The organism is Amycolatopsis sp. CFH S0740, from assembly GCF_004522315.1.
Taxonomy (GTDB): domain Bacteria; phylum Actinomycetota; class Actinomycetes; order Mycobacteriales; family Pseudonocardiaceae; genus Amycolatopsis; species Amycolatopsis nivea.
On the sequence record NZ_SDLS01000027.1, the window covers coordinates 103,071 to 121,951 of the forward strand.

An 18,881-nucleotide genomic window follows, 5' to 3' on the forward strand; every position below is an offset into this window, starting at 1 on the left:
AGGGTGCTTGTCAAGGCGGGAAAGATGCCTTGACAAGCACCCTCAGACCGCAGGAGAGCTTCGTATCGGGGTGCGGGGGTGGTGTGGGTGCACCGATTGCTGGGTGCATCGGTGGCGGTTTCGTTCGTGGCGGGGCTAGCGCCCCAATGTGGCATTGGGTGCATGCGACGCACCCAATGTGGCGTTCGTTGCGTCTGACGCACCCAATGCCGCATTGGGGCGCATCGCGGGCGGGTGGGGCGCTGGCGGGTGGGGCGTGAAGGGCTCCTTGAGGGAATCCACGTCCGTGAAGGAGCCCTTCACGGACCGGCGAACGGTCGTGAGGGCCACCCTGGGGGAATCAGAGTCAATGAGGGTTCCCCTCACGGCTTCACTGTCCACAGGGGACGTTGAGCCAGTCTGCGTTCGGGATCCTTTTTCTCGTGTCTTCTAGGCGGGTTAGCAAAGGTTCCAGTTGGGTGGGGTCTGCGGTGTATTCGAGGATTGCTCGGTAGAAGGCGCCGGTCATGGTTTTGGGCATTAGGTCGGAGGCGTCGAAGCAGACGGGTTTTCCTGAGGTGAGGGTGTCGGCGACCTTGCGGCGCACTGGGTCGCGGTAGACGTTCTTCGCGACGGCGGTTCCTGCGGAGAAGGCGGTCGCGTTGGGGTTGTCTGCCCAGATTTGCTGGGCTTCCGGCGAGACCAGGAACTCCAGGAACTGGCGGGCTTGCGGGGTGTCGGCGAACATCGCGGCCAGATCTGCCGAAACCTCCGACGCGCCGGAGCCGGGGAACGGGAAGAAGTCGTAGTCGGTTCCCGGTTGCGGGCGGGGGCCGGCCGGGGTGTGCAGGTGCATGGTTTGGTAGCTGCCCATCGCGAACGAACCCTGGTGTTCCATTCGGCAGCCTGGCGGGTCGGCGAAGAGGGGGCGGGCTGCGTCTCGGAAGTCGGTGAGCAGGGCGGAGGGGGCGCCGCCTTGGATGCCGCCGGGGTGTACTGCCAGGGTGCCCCAGTCTTGGAACGCTTTGCGTACTGGGTCTGAGGTCCACGGGAGAGTTCCGGCGGACCATTGGCGGTAGATCTCCGGGCCTGCGGAGTGCAGCAGGATGTCTTCGATCCAGTCGGTGCCGGGCCAGCCGGAGGTGGGAGGGGCGGCTAAGCCTAGGCACCAAGGGGTGTTCTGGCTGTTCGCCAGGGTTACCAGCTGCGGCCAGGTGGTGGGTTTCGGGCCCGGCAGGGTTGCTGGGCGGTACCAGATCGCGCTTTTGAGGTCGGCCTTCACCGCGACGGAGTAGAGCTTTCCGGTGCCGAGGCGTTGCAGGTTGACCCATTGCCTGCCGTAGAAGGATTCGGCTTGGGGTTCCAGGAAGTCGAGGGGTTTGATTTCCTGGCGGCGGGCGTAGTCGGCCAAGAGGCCGGGGCTGGACAGGACTGCGATGTCGGGGGCGGCGCCTTGCTGGACGTCGGCGGCCAGGACCTGCTCTACCGCGCGCGTGCCTTGATAGTGGACTTCGATGCCGGTCTTCGCTTCGAAGCGTTGCTTGACCTGGTTGAACGCGGCTTCCTCGCCTTCGGTCCAGACGCCGATCACCTGCAGCGTGTTGCTGCCTGCGGCGACTCCGCACGCCGACGAAGCCGTTACCAGCGCGGCGGCGGCCAGCAGGAGCAAGTTCTTCCACAGTGGACGGTTCATGGGCGGTACCGGTATTCGTCGATCCTTCGGTACAAGCCGACGACGGTCAGGGCTCCGGCGAGGATCAGGGCGGCCGGGACCAGCACTGGCAAGCCGCCGGATTCGGTGGCTGCGGTTCCGGCGGACGTCACGGCGCGGGCGGCGGACGTGATGGCGTTCTGCGCTGGAGCGGTGGTCGAGGCGGAGAGGGTTTGGCGGCGGAAATCGTCCACAGTGGACCCGCAGCCGGGTGGGCCGCAGCGTTGGTACAGGAGGGCGGCTAAGCGGGCGTGGCCGTCGGCGTCGGCGGCTTCGATGCTTTTCTCTCGGACGGCGACTGCTTCGTCCACGCTGCTGCGCACGGTATCGAGGCGTCCGGCGAGGGCGGCGGCCAGCAGCAGACCCGCGACGACGCCCAGTCCTAGGGCGGTCGCGCCCAGCAGGGGCAGGTTCAAGCGGCGGCGGAAGCGTTGGCGGAGGAAGACCTGCGTCGACACCAGCAGGGCGAGCAGGACGAGCGGCGGCAGGAGCCAGAGGATCAGCGGGCCCGCGCTCATCCTCGTGCCGGAGATCTGGGTGTCCAGGGCGGCGCGTTCGTCTTTTTGCAGTTTGCCCAGCAGGTCGAGGACGTTGTCGGGGCCGTGCAGCAGCAGCGAGGCATACCAGAGGTCGGCCAGCCCGACCAGTTCCCCGCCGGGTTGCCGGAAGTGCGCGTCCGCTTGGCCCATGGCGCCGGAGTACGACGCGACCAGGCCTTCGACGGTTTGCAGGGTTCCGGTGCCAGGCTCGCCTGCCTGGTTGAACTCCGCGACGCGCGCGAGGCTTTGGCTCGCCGACGCCATCCGGTTTTCGTACTCCTGTCCTGGACCGGCCAGTTTCGCTTCGCCGGAAGCGAAACTGGCGATGGCGGCGGCGTCGGCGGACACGAGGGCGTCCCGCGCGGCCGCGACCTCGAGGATCGCCCGGCTGGTCGCGGACGAGATCTGGTCGGCTGTCCGGACCACGCCGCTCACCGCGAGGTACGACGTGACCAGCGCGAGCACGGTCCCGGCCAGCAGCACTGCCCGGATCCGCACGAGCGCTTGTCGTGTCCGCAGCGTCACGCGGCACCTCCGTCGAACCGTTCGCCGCACTCCTCGCAGAATCGCGCGTCGCACGGGTTCGGGTTTCCGCACTGCAGGCAGATCGCCGGTTCGGCGTCCGGAACGGGCACGGCGCGGGTGTCGCGAGGTTCGCCGCCGACGTTCGAGACCGTGGAGACCAGCAGGTTGAGCAGTTCGCTGCGGGTGACCTCGGGGCGCAGGCGCACGTCGTCGCCGTCCGTTTCGACTACCCGGGCGAGCCGGCGCAGCACCTCCGTGTTGCCGGTCCGCGTGGCGATTTCGACGGCCTGGCCCCATTCCCGCGCCGCTCTGGCGTGGTCGCCCGCGGCGTAGGCCTCGTCGGCGTTGACCAGTGCCTCGCTCAACTCGGCGTGCATGGTGTAGCGGCGCACCTTCGGGTCGACCAGTGTCGGTGCGACCGGGTCGCGGGTCCAGTGCGCCAGAACGGGCACCGCCGAATCCGGTGAGCCGTCGACCTCGACCCAGGCGAGCATCCGGTCGGAGCCGTATTCCGGTGGAGCGTCTGCCGAAACCTCGACCGCGAGCTGGAATTCCCGGGTCTCGCCGGCGCTCCAGGAGCCGAGGGAGAGGACCGTTTTCCGGTCGCCGTCGGGGACGCAGCGCGAGGTCAGGTCGTATTCGCTCGGCCAGACCTGTTTCACGAACCGGAGCGTGGTCTGCTCGGTGACGCCGATCCGCAGCCGCGCCGACGGGATGACCTTGGCGAGCGCCGCGGCCATCAGTGCGCGGAAGTCGTCGACCAGGTCTTCGTCGCGCACCACCGAGTCGACGGAACCGCGCAGCACCCGGCCGATCTCGACCAGCTCGGCGCGTTGCCAGCCGTCGCCGATTCCCCTTGCGTCACAGACGAATTGGCCTTCACAGGCGTCCAGCTCGCGACGCAGTGCCTCCGGAGATTGCGACTGGTTGTTCCCATCGGTCAACAGGATCGCGTGGCGCACTGCATCCGGCACCGAAGCGAACAGGTGCCTTGCGCACTCCAGCCAGGTGCCCATCGCGGTGCCGCCGACCGCGACGAACCGCTCCACTGCGGCGACTGCGGCTGCCCGCGTTTCGTTCGACGCGACCGCGAGACCGAACTCCGCCGGATACGCCAGGTCGGCGCGCTCGGTGCCGCGGACGACGGCGAAAGCGACGCCGTCCGGGAGGGCCCAGATCGCCGCGGCTGCGGCCCGGCGCGCGGCGGCGATCTTCGTGGGCGGGTAGCGCATCGAGGTCGAGCAGTCGACCAGAAGCACTTCCGCGCCCGGCGGACGAAAAGCGGCGTCGCCGTCGGCGCGCGCGGAAACGGTGACCACGGCCTGCATCGCGGTGTCGCCTTCGCCGAGGTAGCGGTTCTGATGGACCTCGACGTCCCAACCCTTGCTCATCCCTCGCCCCTTCGCCGCCTACACCCAGGTCGTCGGCCTCGTCTCGTTCGCGCGGTCGACCAAAGCGTCGTGGTACTCCGCCGAACCCGCCCGGCGCGCGATCCGCCGGTACGACTGCTCCACCAGCAGCCGAAGCCCGTGCTCGTCGAGCCGTTCGCCGAGCACCGGGCCCGGCGGCATCCCGCGCATCCCGGCCAGGTAGCACCGCAGCGCGCTCTCGCGGACCTCTGCGGTGAGCCGATCCGCGGTGTCGCGGTCCACTTCCAGCGCGGACAGCCGGTCGATCGCCTCGGCCAGGTCCTCGATGTCGGGCAGGGCGTCGCCCACCGGCAGGATGCCCGCGCGCACGCGGATTCCGGCGATCCGGGCCGCCTCGTCGTGCCGCGAGTACTCCGGGACCTGGTCCAGCAGTTCCACCGCGGCCGTGCGCTCGTCCAGCTGCAGATGCCCGCGAGCCAGCCCGAAAACGGCGTTGACCTGCAGATGGTCGCGCACCCACAGCGCGTCGTAGTAGCGCGCCGCCTTCTTCGGGCCGCCGCAGTGCTCCGCGCACAGGCCGAGCGCGAGCTTCGGCGTCTCCTCCCCCGGGATGTCGCGGTGGACGCGCTCGAACCAGGTCTGCGCGGTCTCCACGGCACCGGCGGCGAGCGCGACCAGCCCGCGATGCCAGGCGATCCGCCAGTCGTGCTTCGCCCGGGCACCGAGCAGTTTCTCGGCCGCGTCCACTCGTCGCGAGGCTTGCTCCGTGCCGGTTGAGTCCATTTCGGACAGTTCGATCCAGGCCCGGCAGCGGCGCAGCTCGACCTCGACCGTCGAGTCCGCGCGTTCGAGTTTCTTCAGCAGCCGAGCGGGATCCGGTGCGCGAACGGTGCGCAGGAAGGTGACCGCCGGATCGTGCGGATCCTCGTGCGGCACCGGCAATCCGAGCGCGATGTCGAGCGGTGCGGGCAGCGCGCCGAGCGGGCCCGCGGTGCGCCAGGCGCGACGCACCCACTCCCCGACCGGCCGCGGCTGGCCGAGCCCGGCGTCCAGCAGTACCGCCGCCTCGGTGAACAGGGTGGAGATCGACGGGCGGGATTGGCGGTCGCGCAGCGAAAGGATCTCGTGCAGGACGCCGTCGAGTTGCACGAGCATTTCGCCGGTGGTGGCGAACCGGTGCTCGTACGGCCCGGTCGCGCGGTCGAGCACCTGGGTGAAGGATTCGACGCCGAGCGCGATCCGTTTGTCGGCCGGACGCGGCCAGCCGTCGCTGCAGCGGAACAGGTCGCGCAGCGTCGCGCCGACGGTGTGGATGTCCGAGCGCACGGTGAGGCCGTGCTCGTCCAGTTCGGTCGCGCCGATCTGGAACCGCGGGTTGCCGACGATCGGGCTGGTCTGGTCGCCGATCTTGCGGATCGCGCCGAAATCGATCAGCTTGACCCGCTTCTCGCCGTGGATCACGTTCTGCGGGCTCAGATCGCAGTACAGCAGCCCCTGTTCGTGCAGGTAGCCGAGCGCGGTGAGGATCTCCCGGCCGTACGCCACGACGTGTTCGACCAGGAGTTTGCCCTCGGGCCCGTCGAGCATCGCGCGGCCGCGCCGCATCACCTCCGCGAGCGGGAGGCCGTCGACGAACTCCATGACGATGTAGCGCGCGTCCGGCCCGCCGTGCGGATCGGGATGCGTGGCGACGTCGTGGATCCGGACGATGTTCGGGTGGTCGAGCGAGGTCAGCACCTGGCTCTCGGTCTCGGCGATCCGCACCGCGGCTTCGTCGCCGGTGTTGAGCAGGCCTTTCAGCGCGACGTACTGCTTCAGCCGCAGGTCGGTGCCGAGGTAGACGTACCCGAGGCCGCCGCGGGCGATACAGCCGTGCACCTGGTAGCGGCCGTCGACCACGTCGTCCGGAAACAGCTTGGGAGAGAAGGAAAACGGCGTGCCGCACTGTGAACAGAAGCCTTCGGTGCGCGCGGGACGGCCACCCGCCGAGCGGCCGACCGGCGCGCCGCAACCGCGTTTGCCGCAGTACCGTTCGTCCTCGGCGACGTGCGGATCGGCGAGGACGCGCCCGGCGATGTCCGGCAGGACGACCACGGGGAGCGGGATGTAGTCGTCGCCGGTGCCGTGCCCGGCGGTCTGCTGCTCCCGAGTGACGACGGTGTCGGCGATCCGGCTCGCGCCCGGAGCGGGGATGACGAGCGTCGCGTCGGCTTTCGGCGGCGGCTTCTTCGGCTCGGATCCCGGCGCCCAGCCGCATTTCGCGCAGAACCCGGCGCGGCTGATCGTGCCGGAGCAGTCCGGGCGGGCGCAGGCGGTCATCGATTCCCCTTGCGCACCGCGGCACCGAACGCCTCAACGGCCGCCGCGGCCTCCTCCGGATCGCACGCGCCCTCGTACAGCAGATGCCAAGCGTTGGCGTACAACGAATCCAGCAGCGGATCCTCGACCCGGCCGGCTGCGCGGGCACGCTCTCCGTAACCGTCGAGACGAAACCTCAACTCGGTACGGCGGTCATGTGCCGCGTCCAGCCGATCGCGTGCGCTTTTCGCCGCGGCCAGATCGGCGGCCACCACCCCGGCGACCTCCTCGACGTGTCGTTCCGCCCACGCGACCTCACCGAGATCGGCGGCTTCCTGCAACCGGCTCACCGCGCCACGCCGGCGACGCACTCGCGGCGGCGGAATGTCGCTCACCGCGAACCGCGGGGCCAATTCGGAGAGGTGTTCCTCGATCGCGGCGAGTTCGTCGATCTGCTTGTCCAGCGCGGAAATCCGGCGCGCCAACCCGTCCGGGCGCGCTCCGTTCCGGCGCGACCGCAACTCCGTCAGCCCCGGCGACGACTCGCGGCGGAACCCGAGCGCGAGCCGGATCCCCAGCCCCGCGGCGCGGTCCGCGAGCGGCGCGAGCACCTCGCCGATCAGCTGTTCCGGCTCGGCCGCGTCGTCGATCGCGTTCACCACCACCGTGCGGCCGACGCCCGAATGCGTCACCCCGTTGTCCAGCGTGAGGTCAAGCCGCTCGGCGAGCCGCTGCCGCACCTGAGCCGAGGTCTTGCCCGCCGCGTCCACCGCGAGGTCGACGCTTCCCGCCGGCGGCAAGGTTTCCTTGGCCAGGGTGTCGCGCAGTGCGTTCGCCGCCGCCGAACGCTCCCGGTCGGCAAGCACCACCGCGAGATCCAGCGCGGCAGCCTTCGCGGACCCGGCCTCGCCGGTCACGACGATCCACACGCCACGCCCCTCGCCGAACCAGCCCACGACCTCGCGCGCGAACTGCGGGTCGTAGGCGACCCGGTCGAGTTCGCGGCCGAAGGTCTGGTCGACGGCCGGGCTCCCCCGCCCCCACCGGTCCGCGCCGAGGTAGCCGAGAATCGTCTCGACCGGGATCATCCACGCGACCCGCTCGCCCTCGGCCTGGTAGCGGGACACGACCATGCCGACCACGCGGCCGGTCTCCTCGTCGAGCACGGCGGTGCCGCTGAACCCGCCGGTGATCGGCTGGTCGTCGTTCTTCCGGCCCAGCTGCACCCATTCGCATCCGGGCCCGCCCTCGCCGGCGAGCTCGCCGAACGTCCACAGCCCCTCGTCCGCGCCTTCCGGGAACCCGTAGGCGCGCACGGCTTGCCCGTCGGACAACGGCATCCGGTACAACGGCGCGCCTTTGGCTCCCGGCACCCGCTCGGCCAGCCGCAGCACGGCGATGTCGCCGCGCTCGTCCGGCCCCGGCGGCACCCACGCCCCCGGCACGACGCGGCCGGAACCGACCGGGGTGCCGGGCAGCCCGACGAAATCGACCAGGACGTCCGCGTCCGGCCCGCCCGCCCGCTCGACGACGTGCGCGCAGGTGAGCACATGGTCCTCGTCGAGCATGGTGCCTGCCCCGCGGATCCCGCCGGTGCGGTCGCGCAGGCGAACCCGCCAGCGTCGACGCTCGGCCTGGTACCCCACGAGGGGACCCTACGCCGCGCGATCGGCGGCCCGGGCGGCGTTCGCGGAAAGTGGCCCACGCTGGAGCAGCAAGCTCACCCGTTCAGCGGCGTGCAGACACTTCTCGTGGGTGACACCGGTTTCGGGGAGTCGCATCGTGTTGGCGGGCAGTCAGATCGTCGCGACGGTGGTGGCGATCTTGCTTGGGTTGGCATGCAAGGGTTTCGGGCCTTCCGAGCCGGGTTCGACGCGGGTTGGCCGAGGCGAACGGCGGATCTGCGGAGGCTGCTGATTCGGGTTTGCTCGGCTGGGTTCGCTACCGATTCCGTTGCCCGTGCGGGCTTGCTCGGTTGGGTTCGCTACCGATTCCGTTGCCCGCGCCGGTGTTCGCCTTCGGCGCAGAGCTGTCGCCGGTGCCGCCGATTCGCGCGCTTGCCCGGAGGTGCCGCCGATTGCCTTGCCCACGGCGAAGATCCGGGAATCCCCGCCCGTGCTCGTCCGAACGGGCGAGCCGCCGATTTCTTCTGTCCACGCCGACGAACCGCGACCGCCGACCGGACTCCCTCGCCCGCACAGCCGACTCGTGCCTGCCCGCTCGGACTCGCCGAGTCCGTTCCAGCCTCGCTGTGCCTGAGTGCCCGGGGCCAGTCGCCGACCGGCCCCGGGCGTGCCTCAGCTCAGTGCGCGGCCTCGTTCCACGAGCGTCCGTATCCGACCGAAACCTCCAGCGGCACGGTGAGTTCCGCGGCCGAGCCCATGCCCTCGCGGACCAGTTTCTCGACGTCCGCACGCTCGCCGTCGGCGATTTCCAGGACCAGTTCGTCGTGGACCTGGAGCAGCACGCGGCTGCGCGAGCCCGCTTCGGCGAGGGCGCGGTGCACGTTCAGCATCGCCACCTTGATGATGTCGGCCGCGCTGCCCTGGATCGGGGCGTTGAGCGCCATCCGCTCGGCCATTTCGCGGCGCTGCCGGTTGTCGCTGTTCAGGTCCGGCAGGTAGCGGCGGCGGCCGAAGATCGTCTCGGTGTACCCGCGCTTCGCGGCCTCCCCGACGACCGACTGCAGGTAGTCGCGCACCCCGCCGAACCGCGAGAAGTACGCCTCCATCTGCTCTTTCGCGTCTTCCGTCGAGATCTTCAGCTGCTGCGACAGGCCGTACGCCGACAGGCCGTACGCCAATCCGTACGACATCGCCTTGACGCGGTAGCGCTGTTCCGCCGTGATTTCCGCGGCGGGCACGGAAAACGCGCGCGACGCGACGAACGTGTGCAGGTCCTCGCCGCTGTTGAAGGCTTCGATGAGGCCCTCGTCCTTCGACAGGTGCGCCATGATCCGCATTTCGATCTGGCTGTAGTCCGCGGTCATCAGCTCGACGTAGCCGTCGCCGACCACGAACGCGTCGCGGATGCGCCTGCCTTCCTCGGTGCGCACCGGGATGTTCTGCAGGTTCGGCTCGATCGACGACAGCCGTCCGGTGGCCGCGATCGTCTGCTGCAGCGTGGTGTGGATGCGCCCGTCGTCGGCGACCGATTTGATCAGGCCCTCGACCGTGGTGCGCAGCCGCGTCGCGTCGCGGTGTTCCAGCATGTGCTGCAGGAACGGGTGCTCGGTCTTCTCGAACAGCGACTGCAGCGCGTCCGCGTCGGTGGTGTAGCCGGTCTTGGTGCGCTTGGTCTTCGGCATGCCCAGCTCGTCGAACAGCACCACCTGCAGCTGCTTCGGCGAACCGAGGTTGATCTGCTTGCCGATCACCTCGTACGCGGATTCCGCGGCCTGCGTGACCCGGCTGAGGTAGTGCGCCTCCAGCTCGGTGAGCTGGTCGACGTCGACCGCGATGCCCGCCGCTTCCAGTTCGGTGATCACTTCCAGCAGCGGGAGTTCCAGCTCGGCCAGCAGCCTCGCGCCGCCGAGCTCCTCCAGTTCGGTGGTGAGCGCGCCGGCCAGCTCGAAGACCGCGCGGGCCTTCACCAGCTCGGCGGAGATTTCCTTCTGCTCCAGCTCGTCCGCGCCGCCGTCGAGCAGCGACAGCTGGCCGTCGCCGTCCCCCGCTTCCGAGCGCAGCTCGCGGTGCAGGTAGCGCAGGGCCAGGTCGTCGAGCCCGAACGTGCGCTGCCCCGGCCGCGCGAGGTACGCGGCGAGCGCGGTGTCCATGCTGAGCCCGCCGAACGTCCAGCCGCGGGAGCGCACCGCGTGCAGCGGCACCTTCAGGTCGTGGCCGATCTTGCGGATCTTCGGGTCCGCCAGCCACGCCGACAGCGCCCGGTCGTCCGCCTCGTCCATCGCCGTGACGTCGACGTACGCACCCTCGCCGTCAGCCGTGGCGAAGGCGACCGCCTTGAGGTCGGAACGAACCGACGAACCCGTGGTGCGGAACGACAGCGCGACCGGCTCGGCCGCTCCGGCGTGCGCTTCGAGCCACGCGCCGAGCGCACCCGGCGCGAGCGCGGAGCCGGACACCTCGAAGCCTTCCTCGGCCTCCGGTTCGGCGCTGCTCAGCGTCTCGAACAGCCGGTCGCGCAGGACGCGGAACTCCAGCTCGTCGAAGAGCCGGTGCACTGCCTCGCGGTCCCACGGGCGCAGCTCCAGCTGGTCCGGCACGGACTCCAGCGGCACGTCGCGGACCAGCTCGGTGAGCTGCCGGTTGAGCTGGACCGAGGACAGGTGCTCGCGCAGCGCGTTGCCGACCTTGCCCTTGACCTCGTCGACCCGGTCGATCAGGTCGGCCAGGCTGCCGAACTGCCGGATCCACTTGGCCGCGGTCTTCTCCCCGACCCCGGGGATGCCGGGCAGGTTGTCCGACGGGTCGCCGCGCAGCGCAGCGAAGTCCGGGTACTGGGTCGGCGTGAGGCCGTATTTCTCTTCCACCGCGTCCGGCGTGAACCGCACGAGGTCTGAGACGCCCCGCTTCGGGTACAAAACCGTCACCCGATCGGTGACGAGCTGCAACGCGTCGCGATCGCCGGTGCAGATGAGGACGTCGTAGTCCTCGCCCGCCTGCGTGGTGAGCGTGGCGATGACGTCGTCGGCCTCGTAGTTCTCCTTCGTGAGCGAAGGGATGCCGAGCACGTCGAGCACCTCTTTGACCAGGTCGACCTGGCCGCGGAACTCGTCCGGCGTGGCGCTGCGGTTGGCCTTGTAGCCGGCGTACGTCTCCGACCGGAAGGTCTTGCGCGAGAGGTCGAAGGCGACCGCGAGGTGGGTCGGCTTCTCGTCGCGCAGCAGGTTGATGAGCATCGAGGTGAAGCCGAAGACCGCGTTGGTGACCTGCCCGGTCTTCGTGCGGAAATTCTCCGCGGGCAGGGCGAAGAAGGCGCGGTAGGCCATCGAATGGCCGTCGATCAGCAGCAGCCGGGGTCGTTCCTGCGCACCGGCGGCGCCTGTGGTCTTGGCAACGGTTCGGTTCTCACTCGGGCTCACGGGGGCGAGTCTAGGGTGAGGGTCTGACACTCTTGCGTGTCGCATAGGTTGAGGAGCAGAGAGTGACCGAGCAGACGGCGGAAATCACGCCGGGCCAGTTCGCGGGCATGGACCCCGCGGCCGCGGACCAGCAGCTGAACGACAAGATCGGGCTGAAGCTCGTGGAGCTGACCCCCGAGCGGGTCGTCGGCACGATCCCCGTCGAAGGCAACCTCCAGCCCTACGGCCTCCTGCACGGCGGCGCGAACGCCACCGTCGCCGAAGCCCTGGGCTCGGTGCTGGCCGCACTGAACGCAGGCCCGGAACGCGCCGCGATGGGCCTTGAGCTGTCCTGCACCCACCACCGCGCAGTCCGCTCCGGCACCGTCACCGGAGTCGCGACCCCCCTGCACGTCGGACGGGGCACCATCACGTCGGAAATCGTGCTCACCGACGACGAAGGCCGCCGCACCTGCACCGCCAGGCTCACCTGCGTGGTCCGGGACCGCCCGCCAGGCGCCTAATCCCACGGACAGGTGTCGTGAGGGGAACCCCGAGGAACTCTGATTCCCTCAGGGTTCCCCTCACGACCGTCCGCGCCAGGAGCGACACACCCGCGCCCGCTGCTGAGAAAGCCCCAATGCCACATTGGGTGCATCCCACGCACCCAATGCGGCATTCGTTGCGTCACATGCACCCAATGCCACATTGGGGCGCTAGCCCCACCACCCACCAACCCGCAGCCAGCGCACCCGCCGAACCAGGCAGCCACACCTCCCCCACCCCCGATACGACGCCCAAAACACGGCGCGGGGGTGCTTGTCAAGGCATCTTTCCCGCCTTGACAAGCACCCCCGCGCCGTAGTCACACTGAAAATTCGGGGTGCCCACGCAACAAAGGGCANGAAAATTCGGGGTGCCCACGCAACAAAGGGCAATGTCGCCGCCAGGCGACGAGCCGATCACCCCACCCCGAGATAAGCCTCCTTGATACTGGTGTCAGCCAACAACTCCTGCCCAGTACCAGTCTTGGTAATCTGCCCAGTCTCCAGCACATAAGCCCGATGCGCCCGAGACAACGCCTGCTGCGCATTCTGCTCAACCAGCAGCACCGTAGTCCCCTGCCGATTGATCTCCGTAATAATCCGGAAAATCTGCTGAATGAACTGCGGCGCCAACCCCATAGAAGGCTCGTCCAGCAACAACAACCGAGGCTTAGCCATCAACGCCCGCCCAATAGCAAGCATCTGCTGCTCACCCCCGGACATAGTCCCGCCGACCTGAGTCTTCCGCTCAGCCAACCGCGGAAACAACTCGAAAACCCGGTCGAAATCAGGCTGCAGATTCTTCCGGTCCTTGCGCGCATAAGCGCCCATGTCCAGATTCTCCAGCACCGTCATGCCAGGGAAAATCCCCCGCCCCTCCGGCGCCTGAGAAATCCCGCGAACCACACGCAAATCCCCGCGCAGCCGCGAAATATCCTCGCCGTCGAACCGAATAGCACCGCCGGAGATCGGCCGGATACCGGAAATCGCCCGCATCGTAGTGGACTTGCCGGCACCGTTGGCCCCGATGAGGGTGACGATCTCGCCCTCGTTGACCGTGATGGACAGCCCGGACACGGCCTGGATCCGTCCGTAGTGGACGGAAACCTCGGTTAGCTCAAGCAACGTCATCGTCGGGAACTCCCAGGTAAGCGGCGATCACGGCGGGGTTCTCCCGGATTTCGGAAGGCAGCCCGTCGGCGATCTTCTTGCCGAACTCCAGCACCACGATCCGGTCGGTGACGCCCATGACGAGCTTCATGTCGTGTTCGATCAGCAGGACGGTGTAGCCGTCGTCGCGGATCGTCCGGATCAGCCCCATGAGCTCTTCCTTCTCCGCCGGGTTGAACCCGGCGGCAGGCTCGTCGAGGCACAGCAGCTTCGGCTCGGTGGCGAGCGCCCGCGCGATCTCCAGCCGGCGCTGATAGCCGTACGGCAGGTTCTTCGCCCGGTCCGCGGCGCGGTCGGCGATGCCGACGAATTCCAGCAGCGCCATGGCCTTCTCGATCGCCTGCTTCTCCTCGCGGTGGTGCCGCGGGACTCGCAGGAGGGCGCCGAGCAGGCTCGTCTTGTGCCGGGCGTCGGTGCCGACGACCACGTTCTCCAGCGCGGTCATCTCGGAGAACAACCGGATGTTCTGGAACGTCCGCGCGATGCCGAGCTGGGTGATCCCGTGCCGCGACGTCTTGCCGAGCGGCTGGTCCTCGAGCAGCACCTGCCCCGAGGACGGCCGGTAGACGCCGGTCATCGCGTTGAAGCAGGTGGTCTTGCCCGCGCCGTTCGGCCCGATCAGGCCCAGGATCTCGCCGCGCCGGATCTCGAAGGACACCGAGTCCAGCGCCACCAGCCCGCCGAAGCGGACGGTGACGTCGTCGACCTTGAGCAGCGTCTGCCCGTAGCCGGCCTGGATCTCCCGGTCCGGCGCGACGACCTCGGCGACCTCGGCCTCGTGCTCGGCGAGCTCGTCGGCGGTCATGTTCGCGACCTCGGCCACGAGGCCGCCCTCGGCCGGGACCTCGGGCCCGGTTCCGTTGCCAGGGACCGTCATGCCTTCTCCCCCGGGTTGTCGGTGACCAGCGAACCGTCGCTGCTGACCTGTTCGCCCTTGCCGAGCAGCCGCTGGTACGCCTGCCTGCCGTAGGCGAGCAGCCGCTGCCGCGCGCCGAGCAGGCCCTGCGGGCGAAAGATCATCAGGACGATCAGCGCCAGCCCGAAGATCAGGTACTTGTACTCCGCGATCTGCTGGAACCGCAGCGGCACGTACGCCACCACGATCGCGCCCAGCAGCACGCCGACCTTGTTGCCCGCGCCGCCGAGAATGACCGCGGCCAGGAACAGCATCGACGTGACCACGTCGAACTTCTGGTTGTTCACGAAGCCCAACTGCCCCGCGTACAGCGCGCCGGAGAGGCCGCCGACCGCCGCGCCGCCGACGAACGCCCAGATCTTGAACTTGAACGTCGGCACGCCCATGATCTCGGCCGCGTCCTCGTCGTCGCGGATCGCGACCCACGCACGGCCGACGCGGCTGCGCTCCAGGTTCCCGACCACGAACAGGATCACGATGATGATCGTGACGCAGAGCCAGTACCACGGGATGCCGTCGGTGTTGTTGAAGAGCGGGTTGCCGTCCGCCTTCACGCCCGGCGGGTGCCCGACGCCCTGGAAGCCGCGGTTGCCGCGCAGCGGGTCGATGTTGTCGGCCAGCAGCCGCACGATCTCGCCGAAGCCCAGCGTGACGATCGCCAGGTAGTCGCCGCGCAACCGCAGCGTCGGCGTCCCCAGGATCACCCCGAAGATCATCGTGACCACCATCGCGATCGGCAGCACGACGAGGAACGGCAGCTTCGCGAGCGACGAGTCCGGGCTCGTGAAGAGCGCCATCACGTAGGCGCCGATCGCGAAGAACCCGACGTAGCCGAGGTCGAGCAGACCCGCTTGGCCGACCACGATGTTGAGCCCGATGGCGACCAGCGCGTAGCGGGCCACCTCGAACATCGCGATCGGGAAGTCGTACCCGGGCTGGGTGGTGATCAGCGGCGGGTTCAGCACCGGCAGCAGGTAGACCAGCGCCACCAGCGGAATGAGCACCCCCCACTGCTGGACCCGGGACAGCCTGTTCCACCAGTCCGAGAGCGGACGGCGGCGCGCCTTCGCCGGAGCGGCGGGCGGCGTCGTAGTCGTCGTCATACCCGTGCCTTTCCGAGCGATTCGCCGAGAATGCCGGTCGGGCGGAACATGAGGATCAGCACCAGCAGGGCGAACGCGACGACGTCGCGCCAGGCGCCGCCGAACAGCGACTGCCCGTAGTTCTCAACGACCCCGAGCAGCAGGCCGCCCAGCAGCGCGCCGCGCAGGTTGCCGATGCCGCCGAGCACCGCGGCGGTGAACGCCTTGATGCCGAGGATGAAGCCGCCCTGGTACGAGGCGCCCTGCGGGATCTTCATCATGTAGAACAGCGCCGCCGCGCCGGCCAGCAGGCCGCCGATGAGGAACGTCAGGGTGATGACGCGTTCCTTGTTGACGCCCATCAGCGTCGCGGTGTCCGGGTCCTGCGCGACCGCGCGGATGCCGCGGCCGAACTTGGTGCGGTTGACGAACATGTCCGTGCCGACCATCAGCAGGATCGACGCCACCACGGTGATGATGGTGACGATCGTGACGCTGCCGCCGAAGATCGTGAACACCTCGTCGTTGCGCAGCAGCCGGATGCTGTTCTCCGGGTTGCCGCCGCGCCAGATGAACAGGATCTGCTGCAGCACGAAGGAAGCGCCGATCGCGGTGATCAGGAAGACCAGCCGGGGGGCCTTGCGTTTGCGCAGCGGCCGGTAGGCCACGCGTTCCAGCACGACCGCGGTGCCGCCGGACACCGCCATCGACGCGATGAGCGCGAGCAGCAGGAAGCCGATCAGCTCGAAGATCGGCAGATCCGGGGTCGCGCCGGGACGGAAACCCAAGCCGTAGAAGGTGAACCACGTCGCGAAGGCGCCGTAGATGAACACCTCGGAGTGGGCGAAGTTGATGAGTTTGAGCACGCCGTAGACGAGGGTGTAGCCCAGCGCTACGAGCGCGTAGATGCTGCCGTAGGAAAGACCGTCGATCGTGTTGTCCCAGAACTGGTTCAGGAACGAATTCACGTCGAAGGTGATCCAGCTTCCGCCGCCCTGCGCGAGGACGAGCGAACTGAGGTCAGGGGTCATCGACACACTAGTTCTCCATGTGGGTCCGGGGTGCGGGCCCGGCGGGATCTCGCCGCCTGGCCCGCACCCCGGTACTGGAACCGAAAGCGGTGAGCTACTTGATCTCGGTGTTGCGGACGATCTTCCCGTTCTCCACCTTGTAGGTCCACACGGTGGTCGCGGCGAGCTCGCCGTGGTCGTCCCACTTGAAGTGCTTCGTGATGCCCTGGCCGTCGTAGGTCTTCACGAAGTCCAGCAGGCCGGCGCGGTCCTTCTTGCCCGCGTCGATGCCCTTCAGCAGGATCGTCGCGACGTCGTAGGCCTCGGGCGAGTAGGTGCCCGGGTCGACGCCGGTCGCCGCCTTGTAGGCGTCGGTGAACTTGGTGAACTGGTCGGCGGGCACGCAGGGGCAGGTGAAGTACGCGTTGGCCGCGGCGTCGCCGGCGCCCTTCACGAACAGGTCGTCCTTCACGCCGTCCGGGCCGACGAACTTGGCCTTGACGCCCGCGTCGTTCAGCTGCTGCGCGAACGGAGCGGCTTCCTGGTAGTAGCCCGAGTAGAAGATCGCGTCCGGCTTCTCGTTCTTGATCTTGTTGACCACGGCGGAGAAGTCGGTCTGCTTCGTCTTGACCTTGTCCTGGCAGCTCGCCTTGTCGCCGAGCGCCTTGACGGTCGAGGCGGCGAGACCGGTGCCGTACTCGGAGTCGTCCTCGATCACGCAGACCTTGTTGGCCTTGAGCTCGCCGGTGATGAACTTCGCGGCGGCCGGGCCCTGCGCGTTGTCGTTGCCCAGTGCGCGGAAGAAGGTCTTCCAGCCGTTCTGGGCGAGCGACGGGTTGGTCGCGGACGGGGTCACGGCGACGAGGCCCGCGGAGTTGAAGATGTTGCCCGCGGCCTTCGACTCGCCCGAGAACGGGAGGCCGATGACGCCGATGATGCCCGGGGTGTTGACGATCTGGGTCACGATGCCCGGCGCCTTGTCCGGGGTGCCCTCGGTGTCGAACTCCGCGAGCTTGACCTGGCAGCCCGGGTTCGCCTTGTTGTGCTGGTCGACCGCCAGCTTCGCGCCCTTGAGGATGTTCTGGCCCAGGGCCGCGTTCGCGCCGTTGATCGTGCCGGCGTAGGCGATCGAGGTCGGCGCGCACTGCGCCTTGCCGTCTCCCGCCGGGTCCGCCGCGTTCGCCGCCGCCGACGGGGCCGCGGCCTGCGGCGCGCCGCTGTCGCCACCCGAGTCACCGCCGGTCCGCGCCGAGCAGGCGCCAAGGGAGATGACTCCCGCCGCGGCCAGCACGATGACCTTAGTGAGTCGTGCTCTCTGCACTCGTTCCTCCAAATGCCACCCGCCACGCTCCTGCGGAACGGCGGGTCCCTGCGTGGGACTTCGACTGGGCGCTGAACGTAGCCGCCGGGTGAGGTGTTGCACAGAGTCACAGCGAGTCTTGTATCCACATCGTGACGGTCGTCACGAGAATTAACGGACGATTTACACTCGATCGTCTGATTGCAACGACCGAGTGAATGACTCTTCGTGTCCGAGCACCCCTCGAACGGACCTAGACCTGGCGTCCGATCGATGGAGGCAGTGTAGGAACATCCCCTCTGTCACCGTGACCGACACCACGATCCCCCGGCCTCCAAGGTAGCAACCTTGCCCTTTCGCGCAGGGCAGATCAACCCGCACGGGTGGGTCGCGAACCGGTGCCGCAGAAGGGTTTTCGCTGGTCGGCACCCAGGTTTCGGCGCGACACCGCGGGCCGGGACGGATGCGGCGAACCGGACGGCAGTCCCGCTGGGCGGGAGCGCGCTCCGGGGCCGGTCGGTGACTCTCCGGAACGGTTTGCGGCGTTTCCGAAGTGCCGGGCCACGAAAAAGCGGGCGCGACCCCCTGGTCACGCCCGCTTCCCCGGGTGCTTGCCGGTTGCTCAGCCGATGCTTTCCACGACCGCCTCGGCGACGGCCTTCATCGTGGTGCGCCGGTCCATCGCGGTGCGCTGGATCCAGCGGAACGCGTCGGGTTCGGTGAGCCCCTGGCGGCTCATCAGCAGGCCCTTCGCCCGGTCGATGACCTTGCGGGTCTCGAGCCGGTCGGTGAGCCCGGCGACCTCGGCCTCGAGGGCCTGCAGCTCGGAGAACCGGCTGACGGCCAGCTCGATCGCGGGCACGAGGTCGCGTTTGGCGAACGGTTTCACCAGGTACGCCATGGTGCCCGCGTCGCGGGCCCGTTCGACGAGGTCGCGCTGGCTGAACGCGGTGAGAATGACGACCGGCGCGATCCGGTCGCCGGTGATCCGCGCGGCCGCCTCGATGCCGTCGAGCTTCGGCATCTTGACGTCGAGGATCACGAGGTCCGGCTTGAGATCGGTGGCCAGCGCGATGGCCTCCTCGCCGTCGCCGGCCTCGCCGACCACCTCGTAGCCCTCTTCGCGCAGCATCTCCACCAGGTCGAGCCGGATGAGCGCCTCGTCTTCCGCGACGAGCACCCGTCGCTGCGGCACGCCGGCGGCGGCGCCGTTCGACTCGGCAGCCTGTTCGGTCACCGGTGTCCTCCTGAAGGCTCGGCGGGACGTCTTCGACACGCGGTCACCCGCGAGAGCCCAGCGTACCGGGACCGATCCAGATCCCACGATGGCGTTCACCACGAAGTGGCGGGCGACACCCAGCCCCGGCCCCAAGTCGATCACCGCCGATCCCCGTCGATCACCGGACCCGATCACCG

Annotated in this window: 13 protein-coding genes; 1 reads left to right on the forward strand and 12 read right to left on the reverse strand. The window is 68.9% G+C overall.

Going from position 1 to position 18,881, the window contains the following annotated elements; translation table 11 throughout:
* Positions 1-370: 370 nt before the first annotated feature.
* The 6 genes from EIZ45_RS34675 to polA form a co-directional block, all read right to left on the reverse strand.
* On the reverse strand, positions 371-1,672 hold the full coding sequence (locus EIZ45_RS34675) for an ABC transporter substrate-binding protein (protein ID WP_134668002.1): 1,302 nt from the start codon (positions 1,670-1,672) through the stop codon (positions 371-373).
* On the reverse strand, positions 1,669-2,754 hold the full coding sequence (locus EIZ45_RS34680) for a hypothetical protein (protein WP_240690874.1): 1,086 nt from the start codon (positions 2,752-2,754) through the stop codon (positions 1,669-1,671). The genes EIZ45_RS34675 and EIZ45_RS34680 overlap by 4 nt, the downstream gene beginning before the upstream one ends.
* Positions 2,751-4,145, reverse strand: a complete 1,395-nt coding sequence (locus EIZ45_RS34685) for a VWA domain-containing protein (protein ID WP_134668003.1) — start codon at positions 4,143-4,145, stop codon at positions 2,751-2,753. The genes EIZ45_RS34680 and EIZ45_RS34685 overlap by 4 nt, the downstream gene beginning before the upstream one ends.
* Before the next feature lie 18 nt (positions 4,146-4,163).
* On the reverse strand, positions 4,164-6,443 hold the full coding sequence (locus tag EIZ45_RS34690; RefSeq protein ID WP_134668004.1) for a serine/threonine-protein kinase: 2,280 nt from the start codon (positions 6,441-6,443) through the stop codon (positions 4,164-4,166).
* A complete protein-coding gene (locus EIZ45_RS34695; protein ID WP_134668005.1) occupies positions 6,440-8,068 on the reverse strand; it encodes a serine protease in 1,629 nt (542 codons plus the stop codon). The genes EIZ45_RS34690 and EIZ45_RS34695 overlap by 4 nt, the downstream gene beginning before the upstream one ends.
* A gap of 656 nt (positions 8,069-8,724) precedes the next feature.
* Positions 8,725-11,463 carry a DNA polymerase I gene (gene polA, locus EIZ45_RS34700; RefSeq protein WP_134668006.1) on the reverse strand — a complete coding sequence of 913 codons (2,739 nt, stop codon included), beginning with the start codon at positions 11,461-11,463 and terminating at the stop codon, positions 8,725-8,727.
* 107 nt (positions 11,464-11,570) lie between these two features.
* Between polA and EIZ45_RS34705 the strand changes: the two genes are divergently transcribed.
* Entirely contained in the window at positions 11,571-11,966 is a 396-nt protein-coding gene (locus EIZ45_RS34705) for a hotdog fold thioesterase (protein ID WP_162836026.1), read from the forward strand.
* 438 nt (positions 11,967-12,404) lie between these two features.
* On the opposite strand, the gene EIZ45_RS34710 is transcribed toward EIZ45_RS34705, so the two are convergent.
* The 6 genes from EIZ45_RS34710 to EIZ45_RS34735 all read right to left on the reverse strand — a co-directional run bounded on the left by EIZ45_RS34710 (position 12,405) and on the right by EIZ45_RS34735 (position 18,702).
* Positions 12,405-13,118 carry an ABC transporter ATP-binding protein gene (locus tag EIZ45_RS34710; protein ID WP_037818087.1) on the reverse strand — a complete coding sequence of 238 codons (714 nt, stop codon included), beginning with the start codon at positions 13,116-13,118 and terminating at the stop codon, positions 12,405-12,407.
* Positions 13,105-14,034, reverse strand: coding sequence for an ABC transporter ATP-binding protein (locus EIZ45_RS34715; RefSeq protein ID WP_037818086.1), 930 nt, complete (start codon positions 14,032-14,034; stop codon positions 13,105-13,107). The genes EIZ45_RS34710 and EIZ45_RS34715 overlap by 14 nt, the downstream gene beginning before the upstream one ends.
* Complete coding sequence (locus EIZ45_RS34720) at positions 14,031-15,176, reverse strand: branched-chain amino acid ABC transporter permease (RefSeq protein WP_037818085.1); 1,146 nt, start codon at positions 15,174-15,176, stop codon at positions 14,031-14,033. Before EIZ45_RS34720 ends, EIZ45_RS34715 begins: the two co-directional genes overlap by 4 nt.
* Positions 15,173-16,186, reverse strand: a complete 1,014-nt coding sequence (locus tag EIZ45_RS34725; protein WP_037818218.1) for a branched-chain amino acid ABC transporter permease — start codon at positions 16,184-16,186, stop codon at positions 15,173-15,175. The genes EIZ45_RS34720 and EIZ45_RS34725 overlap by 4 nt, the downstream gene beginning before the upstream one ends.
* A gap of 94 nt (positions 16,187-16,280) precedes the next feature.
* Positions 16,281-17,456 (reverse strand): branched-chain amino acid ABC transporter substrate-binding protein, encoded by a 1,176-nt coding sequence (locus EIZ45_RS34730; RefSeq protein ID WP_037818084.1) that lies wholly within the window; start codon positions 17,454-17,456, stop codon positions 16,281-16,283.
* 631 nt (positions 17,457-18,087) lie between these two features.
* A complete protein-coding gene (locus EIZ45_RS34735; protein WP_009079762.1) occupies positions 18,088-18,702 on the reverse strand; it encodes an ANTAR domain-containing response regulator in 615 nt (204 codons plus the stop codon).
* Between the last annotated feature and the right edge of the window lie 179 nt (positions 18,703-18,881).

What these genes read in the sequence shown, in the direction of transcription:
- EIZ45_RS34675 (WP_134668002.1), bottom strand. Translation starts at nt 1,672, where the DNA reads ATGAACCGTCCACTGTGGAAGAACTTGCTCCTGCTGGCCGCCGCCGCG.
- EIZ45_RS34685 (WP_134668003.1), bottom strand. Translation starts at nt 4,145, where the DNA reads ATGAGCAAGGGTTGGGACGTCGAGGTCCATCAGAACCGCTACCTCGGC.
- EIZ45_RS34690 (WP_134668004.1), bottom strand. Translation starts at nt 6,443, where the DNA reads ATGACCGCCTGCGCCCGCCCGGACTGCTCCGGCACGATCAGCCGCGCC.
- EIZ45_RS34705 (WP_162836026.1), top strand. Translation starts at nt 11,571, where the DNA reads ATGGACCCCGCGGCCGCGGACCAGCAGCTGAACGACAAGATCGGGCTG.
- EIZ45_RS34710 (WP_037818087.1), bottom strand. Translation starts at nt 13,118, where the DNA reads ATGACGTTGCTTGAGCTAACCGAGGTTTCCGTCCACTACGGACGGATC.
- EIZ45_RS34715 (WP_037818086.1), bottom strand. Translation starts at nt 14,034, where the DNA reads ATGACGGTCCCTGGCAACGGAACCGGGCCCGAGGTCCCGGCCGAGGGC.
- EIZ45_RS34720 (WP_037818085.1), bottom strand. Translation starts at nt 15,176, where the DNA reads ATGACGACGACTACGACGCCGCCCGCCGCTCCGGCGAAGGCGCGCCGC.
- EIZ45_RS34725 (WP_037818218.1), bottom strand. Translation starts at nt 16,186, where the DNA reads ATGACCCCTGACCTCAGTTCGCTCGTCCTCGCGCAGGGCGGCGGAAGC.